Below are 7,293 nucleotides of genomic sequence, written 5' to 3' on the forward strand. Positions count from 1 at the left end.
CTGAGCGCGGTGGAGGACCCGGGTCAGGCCTCGTAGACGTCGGCCTTCTTCGGGCCCGGGTCCTGGACGCCGCCGCTGAGGAACAGCGAGCGGGCGGTGAAGCGCTCCGTGTCCACGTTGTGCTCGTCGAGCACCTTGAGCGTGGCGGCGTGGACGGCCCGGAGCACGGGCGTGGCCATGCGGATGGCGTCGTCGGCCATGAAGCGGTTCTTCCAGAGCGGCCCGGCCCAGACGTGCCGCAGCCCGAAGGGCTCGGGCAGGGTCATCTTGCCGCCGAGGAACTCCAGGACCGGCGGGTACCAGGTGAACGGGGCGCGCACCGCGAGCCGCACGATGTCGTTGGTCGTGAGCAGCGGCTGCTGGATCTCCCTCGTCTCCCAGAAGCGGACGGTCTTGGAGACCTCCCTCGTCTTCGCCTTCGGCTTCGTGGTGAAGAGGCTGTGGACGGGACCGAGTGCGTGGCCGGTCACCTCGATCCGGAGGGTGTGGTGGAGCGAGGTGACGGTGACCATCATGGTGAGGACGAGGTTCCCGTCCCAGAGCGTGAACTGCACGCCGAGGTAGTGACGGTTGCCCGCGCCGAACTGCTGGTCGTTGCAGATGCGCTGTATCTCGTGGGGCTTGACCTGGTAGTGGACGATGTCGTCGCCCTCGGGGCGGGTGACCTCGTCGGCGCCCTCGCCGACCGGGGAGACGATCCAGTGCTTGACGGTCGGCTTGGGGAAGCCGGTCTTCAGGGAGCCGCGCTCCAGGAGCGTCAGCTCGTCGTGGATCCTGCGGATGACGTCCCAGGCGCGGAAGGCGTGGATCTCCCGGCCGGGCTGGGGGACCAGCTCCTCGGCGAGCGTCCAGCTGCCCCAGCGGGTGCCCAGGCCGAGGATGCCCTTGGTGCCGGCGTAGAAGACGATGTTGGACTGCTGCTCCGCGGAGAGCTTCTCCAGGTTGAGCCGGAGGGCCTCCGCCTCCTTCTCGCCCGGGTCCTTCGGGACGGACTTGGGGACGTGCGGGCCGATCCCGCCGCCGCCGAGCAGGCCGGACCAGCGCTCGCGCAGGTCGACCGCGGCGTTCAGGCAGATCCGGCTCGCGAGGTACCAGCCGACGACGGGGGCGACGACCATCGCGCGCAGGTAGTTCGGCAGGATGCCGTCGAAGGGCAGCCTGATCAGGACGAGCGCCGCGAAGAGCCCGGCGGCCCACAGGAGGGCGGTGCCGAGGGCGCTGTTCCGCTTGTTGTCGGAGCCGGCGACGAGGCGGCGGAGCTGGATGACGCCGAGCCAGAGCAGCAGGCCGGGCAGGAAGAGGACGCCGCAGAAGAAGGTGACCAGGGTCAGCTTGACGTCGCGCTGCCTGCGCAGGTGGGTGGCGGCGAGGCAGTGCTCGACCACCGGCTGCGGCTCGGCCCCGAAGGACTGGATCAGGGCCTTGCGGGCGCCGCCGAGCATGCGGACCTGGACCGCGCGGGAGAAGGCCTCGCCGAGGTCGGGGCTGAAGAGCCCCCACTTCCCCTCCTTGATCGTGGTCTTGTAGAGCTCGTTGTCGGCTTCCTGGATCGTCTTGAGGGGGCTGTCCCGGTACGCGGCGGACGCGAGCGCGTTCGTCGCGCCCGTGCCGCCCCCCGAGTTCTGGAGGGGGATCTGAGCCCCCGGTCCGAAACCGTCGATCGCCACTGCCGCCCCCATCGCGAGCGAGTACCTGTGCGGGCTGTTCCCAACTGCCGCCCCCCGCACACCTTCTGAGCTGGGCACCACAGCGTAACCGGGTACGGCCGGATGCGTCACGGCCTGTGGATGTCGTCGGCCGAATGACGTCCGCCCGGCAGCCGCCGGGCGGACGAGTGCCCCTGGTGTTCCGTCAACTATGAGCCCTTTTCAGCCTGTTCGCGGACCTTCGCCGCCAGCTGCGGCGGCATCGGCTCGTGCCGGGCGTAGGTGCGGTCGAACCGGCCGGTGCCGTGTGAGATCGAACGCAGGTCGATCGCGTACCGCCCGATCTCGATCTCCGGCACCTCGGCCCTGACCACGGTCCGCCCGGGACCGGCCTGGTCGGTCCCGACGACCCGGCCGCGCCGCCCCGACAGGTCGCTCATGACCGGCCCGACGTACTCGTCCGGGACGAGGACGTCGACCTGGGCGACCGGTTCGAGGAGGTGGACGGGCACGTCGGCGGCCGCCTCGCGCAGCGCGAGCGCCCCGGCGGTCTGGAAGGCGGCGTCCGAGGAGTCCACGGAGTGGGCCTTGCCGTCCCGCAGGGTGACCCGGATGTCGACGAGCGGATGGCCGGTGGCGAGCCCGCGCGCCGCCTGCGCCCGCACCCCTTTCTCCACGGAGGGGACGAACTGGCGCGGGACGGCCCCGCCGACCACCTTGTCGACGAACTCGATGCCACTGCCCGGCGGCAGCGGCTCCACGTCGATCTCGCAGATGGCGTACTGGCCGTGGCCGCCGGACTGCTTGACGTGCCGGCCCCGGCCCGACGCGGCGCTCCCGAAGGTCTCGCGCAGCGCCACCTTGTACGGCACGGCGTCGACCTGCACGCCGTACCGGCCGCGCAGACGCTCCAGGGCGACGTCCTGATGGGCTTCGCCCAGGCACCACAGCACCACCTGCCGGGTGTCCTGGTTCTGTTCGAGCCGCAGGGTCGGGTCCTCGGCGACGAGCCGGGCGAGGCCCTGCGAGAGCCGGTCCTCGTCGGCCTTGCCGTGGGCCTGGACGGCCAGCGGCAGCAACGGCTCCGGCATGGTCCACGGCTCCATCAGGAGCGGATCGTCCTTGGCGGAGACGGTGTCACCGGTCTCGGCGTGGCCGAGCCGGGCGACACAGGCCAGGTCGCCGGCGATGCACTCCGCGAGCGGGCGCTGCTGCCTGCCGAAGGGGGAGGTGAGGCCGCCGACCCGCTCGTCCGCCTCGTGGAGGTCGTGGCCGTCGTGGGACCGGTCCGCGAGGCCGTGACCGGAGACGTGCACGGTCTCGTCGGGGCGCAGGGTGCCGGAGAAGACCCGGACCAGGGAGATCCGGCCCACGTAGGGGTCGGCGGCCGTCTTGACGACCTCGGCGACCAGCGGCCCCTCGGGGTCGCAGGTGAGCGGGGGGCGGGAGCGGCCGTCGGGGGTGGTGACGGTGGGCGCCTCGTGCTCCAGGGGGGAGGGGAAGCCGCCGGTGATCAGCTCCAGGAGTTCGAGGGTGCCGAGGCCCTGCGTCCCGCCGTCGGCGGCGGGGGCGGCCGCGAGCACCGGGTGGAAGGCGCCCCGGGCGACGGCCTTCTCCAGGTCGTCGACGAGGGTCTTCAGGTCGATCTCCTCGCCGCCGAGGTAGCGGTCCATGAGGGTCTCGTCCTCGCTCTCGGCGATGATCCCCTCGATGAGCCGGGCGCGGGCCTCCGCGATGAGCTCCCGCTGCGCCTCGTCGGGCGGGACCTCCCGGCGCTCCCCGGAGGAGTAGTCGAAGATCCGTTCCGAGAGCAGGCCGACCAGGCCGGTGACCGGCGCGTGCCCGTCGGCTCCCTCGGCGCCGCGCACCGGCAGGTAGAGGGGGAGGACGGCGTCGGGGTCGTCCCGGCCGAAGAGCCCGGCGCAGACGGCGGTGAGCTCGGTGAAGTCGGTGCGCGCGGTGTCGAGGTGGGTGACGACGATGGCGCGGGGCATCCCGACCGCGGCGCACTCCTCCCAGATCATGCGGGTGGAGGCGGCGACGGCGTCGGCCTCCTGGGCCGCCGAGACGACGAAGAGGGCCGCGTCCGCCGCGCGCAGACCGGCCCTCAGCTCCCCGACGAAGTCGGCGTACCCCGGGGTGTCGAGGAGGTTGATCTTGTATCCGTCCCAGCCGAGCGGGACGAGGGAGAGTTGTACGGACCGCTGCTGGCGGTGCTCGATCTCGTCGTAGTCCGAGACGGTGGCGCCGTCCTCGACCCGCCCGGCCCGGTTGACCGCTCCGGCGGTCTGCGCCAGGGCCTCGACGAGGGTCGTCTTGCCCGATCCGCTGTGGCCGACCAGCACCACGTTCCGCACGGCCGAGGGCCGGTCGGCCGTAGGAGCCCTGCCGGCGGCTCCGGCGGGCGTCTTCGCCTTGTCACCCATGATGTTTCCTCCCGACTGCTCGCACGATGCGGCGGGACGCGGGCGCGGGGGAGTGGTGTGTCGCGGTACGGCTCCTGCGGTGCCCGCGGTGGTCCTTCGAGCTTTGCACCGACGTGGGGAAGCGTCCATACGTCGTACACGCCGGGGCCCCCGAGGGGGACGTCGGCGGGACGCCGACGCGACGGGGCGGGTGCCCGCCGGTGCGCCGGGACGCGCGTGGCTACGATGGGCGAGCCGGTGGTCGTAGGGGCCGCGCGGCCCACCGAACCTCGGGAAGGCCATGCTGAACAAGTACGCGCGTGCCTTTTTCACGCGTGTCCTCACACCGTTCGCCGCGTTTCTGCTCCGGCGGGGCGTCAGCCCCGACGCGGTCACGCTCATCGGCACGGCGGGGGTGGTGGCCGGTGCGCTGGTCTTCTTCCCCCGCGGAGAATTCTTCTGGGGCACGATCGTCATCACCCTGTTCGTCTTCTCCGACCTCGTCGACGGCAACATGGCCCGGCAGGCGGGGATCTCCAGCCGCTGGGGAGCCTTCCTCGACTCGACGCTCGACCGGGTCGCCGACAGCGCGATCTTCGGCGGCTTCGCGCTCTGGTACGCGGGCAGGGGCGACGACGACGTCCTGTGCGCGGTGGCGATCTTCTGCCTGGCCAGCGGCCAGGTCGTCTCGTACACCAAGGCCCGAGGAGAATCGATCGGCCTGCCCGTCGCCGTGAACGGCCTCGTCGAACGCGCCGAGCGCCTGGTGATCTCGCTGGTCGCCGCCGGCCTCGCCGGACTCCACGCGTTCGGCGTGCCCGGCATCGAGGTCCTGCTCCCGATCGCCCTGTGGATCGTGGCCGTCGGCAGCGCCGTCACCCTGGGCCAGCGCGTCGTGACCGTGCGCCGGGAATCGGCCGAGGCGGACGCCGCCGCGGCCGGGGGCGGCGGGGCTGCCTCGTGAGCACCCTGAGGGAACGCCTGAGCGACGGGCTGTACGGCGCCGGGTGGGCGACCGTGAAGAAGCTGCCGGAGCCGGTGGCGACGGGCCTCGGCCGGCGGATCGCCGACCTCGCCTGGAAGCGGCGCGGCAAGAGCGTCCTGCGCCTGGAGTCCAACCTCGCGCGCGTGGTGCCGGACGCCACGCCCGAGCGGCTCGCCGAGCTGTCGAAGGCCGGCATGCGCTCGTACATGCGGTACTGGATGGAGTCCTTCCGGCTGCCGACCTGGAGCAAGGAGCGGGTCGAGCGGTCCATCGACGTCAAGGACCGCCACCACCTGGAGGACGGCCTCGCCTCCGGGCGCGGCGTCGTCCTCGCCCTGCCGCACCTGGCCAACTGGGACCTCGCGGGCGTGTGGGTGACCCGCTCGGTCGGCGTGCCGTTCACGACGGTCGCCGAGCGGCTCAAGCCCGAGTCGCTGTACGACCGGTTCGTCGCCTACCGCGAGTCCCTCGGCATGGAGGTCCTGCCGCACACCGGCGGCTCCGCCTTCGGCACGCTCGCGCGCCGGCTGCGGGCCGGCGGCCTGGTCTGCCTGGTCGCCGACCGCGACCTGTCGGCCTCCGGCACCGAGGTCACGTTCTTCGGGGACACGGCGCGGATGCCGGCCGGCCCGGCGATCCTCGCCCAGCAGACGGGCGCGCTGCTGCTGCCCGTGACGCTCTGGTACGACGACACCCCGGTCATGAAGGGGCGGATCCACGCGCCGATCGAGGTGCCGGAGTCAGGTACGCGCGCCGAGAAGACGTCCTCGATGACACAGGCCCTGGCCGACGCGTTCGCCGGCGGCATCGCCGACCACCCGGAGGACTGGCACATGCTGCAACGACTGTGGCTCTCCGACCTGGACGAGCGGGAGGGACCGGGCGCGTGAAGATCGGCATCGTCTGCCCGTACTCCTGGGACGTGCCCGGCGGCGTCCAGTTCCACATCCGCGACCTCGCCGAGCACCTCGTCCGGCTCGGCCACGAGGTCTCCGTCCTCGCCCCCGCCGACGACGACACCCCGCTGCCGCCGTACGTCGTCTCCGCGGGCCGCGCCGTGCCCGTGTCCTACAACGGCTCGGTGGCCCGGCTCAGCTTCGGCTTCCTCTCCGCCGCGCGGGTCCGCCGCTGGCTCCACGACGGCACCTTCGACGTCGTCCACATCCACGAGCCGACCTCGCCGTCGCTCGGACTGCTCACCTGCTGGGCGGCGCAGGGGCCGATCGTGGCCACCTTCCACACCTCGAACCCGCGCTCGCGGGCCATGATCGCCGCGTATCCGATCCTCCAGCCCGCCCTGGAGAAGATCAGCGCCCGCATCGCGGTCAGCGAGTACGCGCGACGCACCCTCGTCGAGCACCTCGGCGGCGACGCGGTCGTCATCCCCAACGGCGTCGACGTCGACTTCTTCGCCCGCGCCGAACCGAAGGAGGAGTGGCAGGGGGAGACCCTCGGCTTCATCGGCCGCATCGACGAGCCGCGCAAGGGCCTGCCGGTCCTGATGAAGGCGCTGCCCCGGATCCTCACCGAGCGCCCCGGCGCCCGGCTCCTGGTCGCCGGACGCGGCGACGAGGTGGAGGCCGTGGCCTCGCTGCCCGTCGAGATGCGCTCCCGGGTGGAGTTCCTCGGCATGGTCAGCGACGAGGACAAGGCGCGGCTGCTGCGCAGCGTCGACGTGTACGTGGCGCCCAATACCGGCGGCGAGAGCTTCGGCATCATCCTCGTCGAGGCGCTGTCGGCCGGCGCCCCCGTCCTCGCCTCCGACCTGGACGCCTTCGCGCAGGTCCTCGACCAGGGCTCCGCGGGCGAACTCTTCGCCAACGAGGACGCCGACGCGCTCGCGGACGCGGCGATCGCGCTCCTCGGGGACGCGTCCCGCCGGGCGGAGCTGAGCGCCCGGGGGTCGGCCCACGTGCGGCGCTTCGACTGGGCGACGGTCGGGGCGGACATCCTGGCGGTGTACGAGACGGTGGCGGACGGGGCGGCAGCGGTCGACACGGACGAACGCACACCGGGCTTGCGCGCGCGACTGCGCTTGTAGCCCAGCCGCCCGCCGGGCCCCGCGCCCACGGGGCCCCGCGCCCACGGGGCCCCGCGCTCGCCGGGGCGGCGCCCCTGCCCGCGGGACCCGCGCCCGGCGGGGCGGTGCCCCTCGCCCACCTCCGTGTGGGCAATCGTCCCGCTGGGGCGGGACGGGTGGGCACACGGGACGGCGCCCATCAGCGGCGCCTCCGCGTTCCGCGCCTGAACCCGCACC

At 73.0% G+C, this 7,293-nt stretch carries 5 protein-coding genes; 3 read left to right on the forward strand and 2 right to left on the reverse strand.

From position 1 onward, the window contains the following. Positions 1-23: 23 nt before the first annotated feature. Together ACIGW4_RS31100 and ACIGW4_RS31105 are read right to left on the reverse strand one after the other, a co-directional pair. Positions 24-1,679 (reverse strand): hypothetical protein, encoded by a 1,656-nt coding sequence (locus ACIGW4_RS31100; RefSeq protein ID WP_185094487.1) that lies wholly within the window; start codon positions 1,677-1,679, stop codon positions 24-26. A gap of 176 nt (positions 1,680-1,855) precedes the next feature. Beyond that, positions 1,856-4,072, reverse strand: coding sequence for an elongation factor G-like protein EF-G2 (locus ACIGW4_RS31105; protein ID WP_399584311.1), 2,217 nt, complete (start codon positions 4,070-4,072; stop codon positions 1,856-1,858). Positions 4,073-4,352: 280 nt separating this feature from the next. On the opposite strand from ACIGW4_RS31105, the gene pgsA reads away from it, so the two are divergent. Genes pgsA through ACIGW4_RS31120 form a run of 3 tightly spaced genes read left to right on the forward strand, consistent with a single transcriptional unit; the run spans position 4,353 to position 7,077 of the window. Then, positions 4,353-5,015: a phosphatidylinositol phosphate synthase gene (gene pgsA / locus ACIGW4_RS31110; protein WP_123450422.1), complete on the forward strand. Its 663-nt coding sequence runs from the start codon at positions 4,353-4,355 to the stop codon at positions 5,013-5,015. A gap of 5 nt (positions 5,016-5,020) precedes the next feature. Continuing rightward, on the forward strand, positions 5,021-5,926 hold the full coding sequence (locus tag ACIGW4_RS31115; protein ID WP_398710760.1) for a phosphatidylinositol mannoside acyltransferase: 906 nt from the start codon (positions 5,021-5,023) through the stop codon (positions 5,924-5,926). Continuing rightward, positions 5,923-7,077 carry a glycosyltransferase family 4 protein gene (locus ACIGW4_RS31120; protein ID WP_399584314.1) on the forward strand — a complete coding sequence of 385 codons (1,155 nt, stop codon included), beginning with the start codon at positions 5,923-5,925 and terminating at the stop codon, positions 7,075-7,077. Before ACIGW4_RS31115 ends, ACIGW4_RS31120 begins: the two co-directional genes overlap by 4 nt. Positions 7,078-7,293: the final 216 nt, after the last annotated feature.

The sequence above is a fragment of the Streptomyces sp. NPDC053513 genome (genome assembly GCF_044544765.1).
GTDB classification, from domain to species: Bacteria; Actinomycetota; Actinomycetes; order Streptomycetales; family Streptomycetaceae; genus Streptomyces; species Streptomyces litmocidini.

Coding starts and splice junctions, on each gene's coding strand:
- ACIGW4_RS31100 (WP_185094487.1), bottom strand. CDS start 1,679: ATGGGGGCGGCAGTGGCGATCGACGGTTTCGGACCGGGGGCTCAGATC.
- ACIGW4_RS31105 (WP_399584311.1), bottom strand. CDS start 4,072: ATGGGTGACAAGGCGAAGACGCCCGCCGGAGCCGCCGGCAGGGCTCCT.
- pgsA (WP_123450422.1), top strand. CDS start 4,353: ATGCTGAACAAGTACGCGCGTGCCTTTTTCACGCGTGTCCTCACACCG.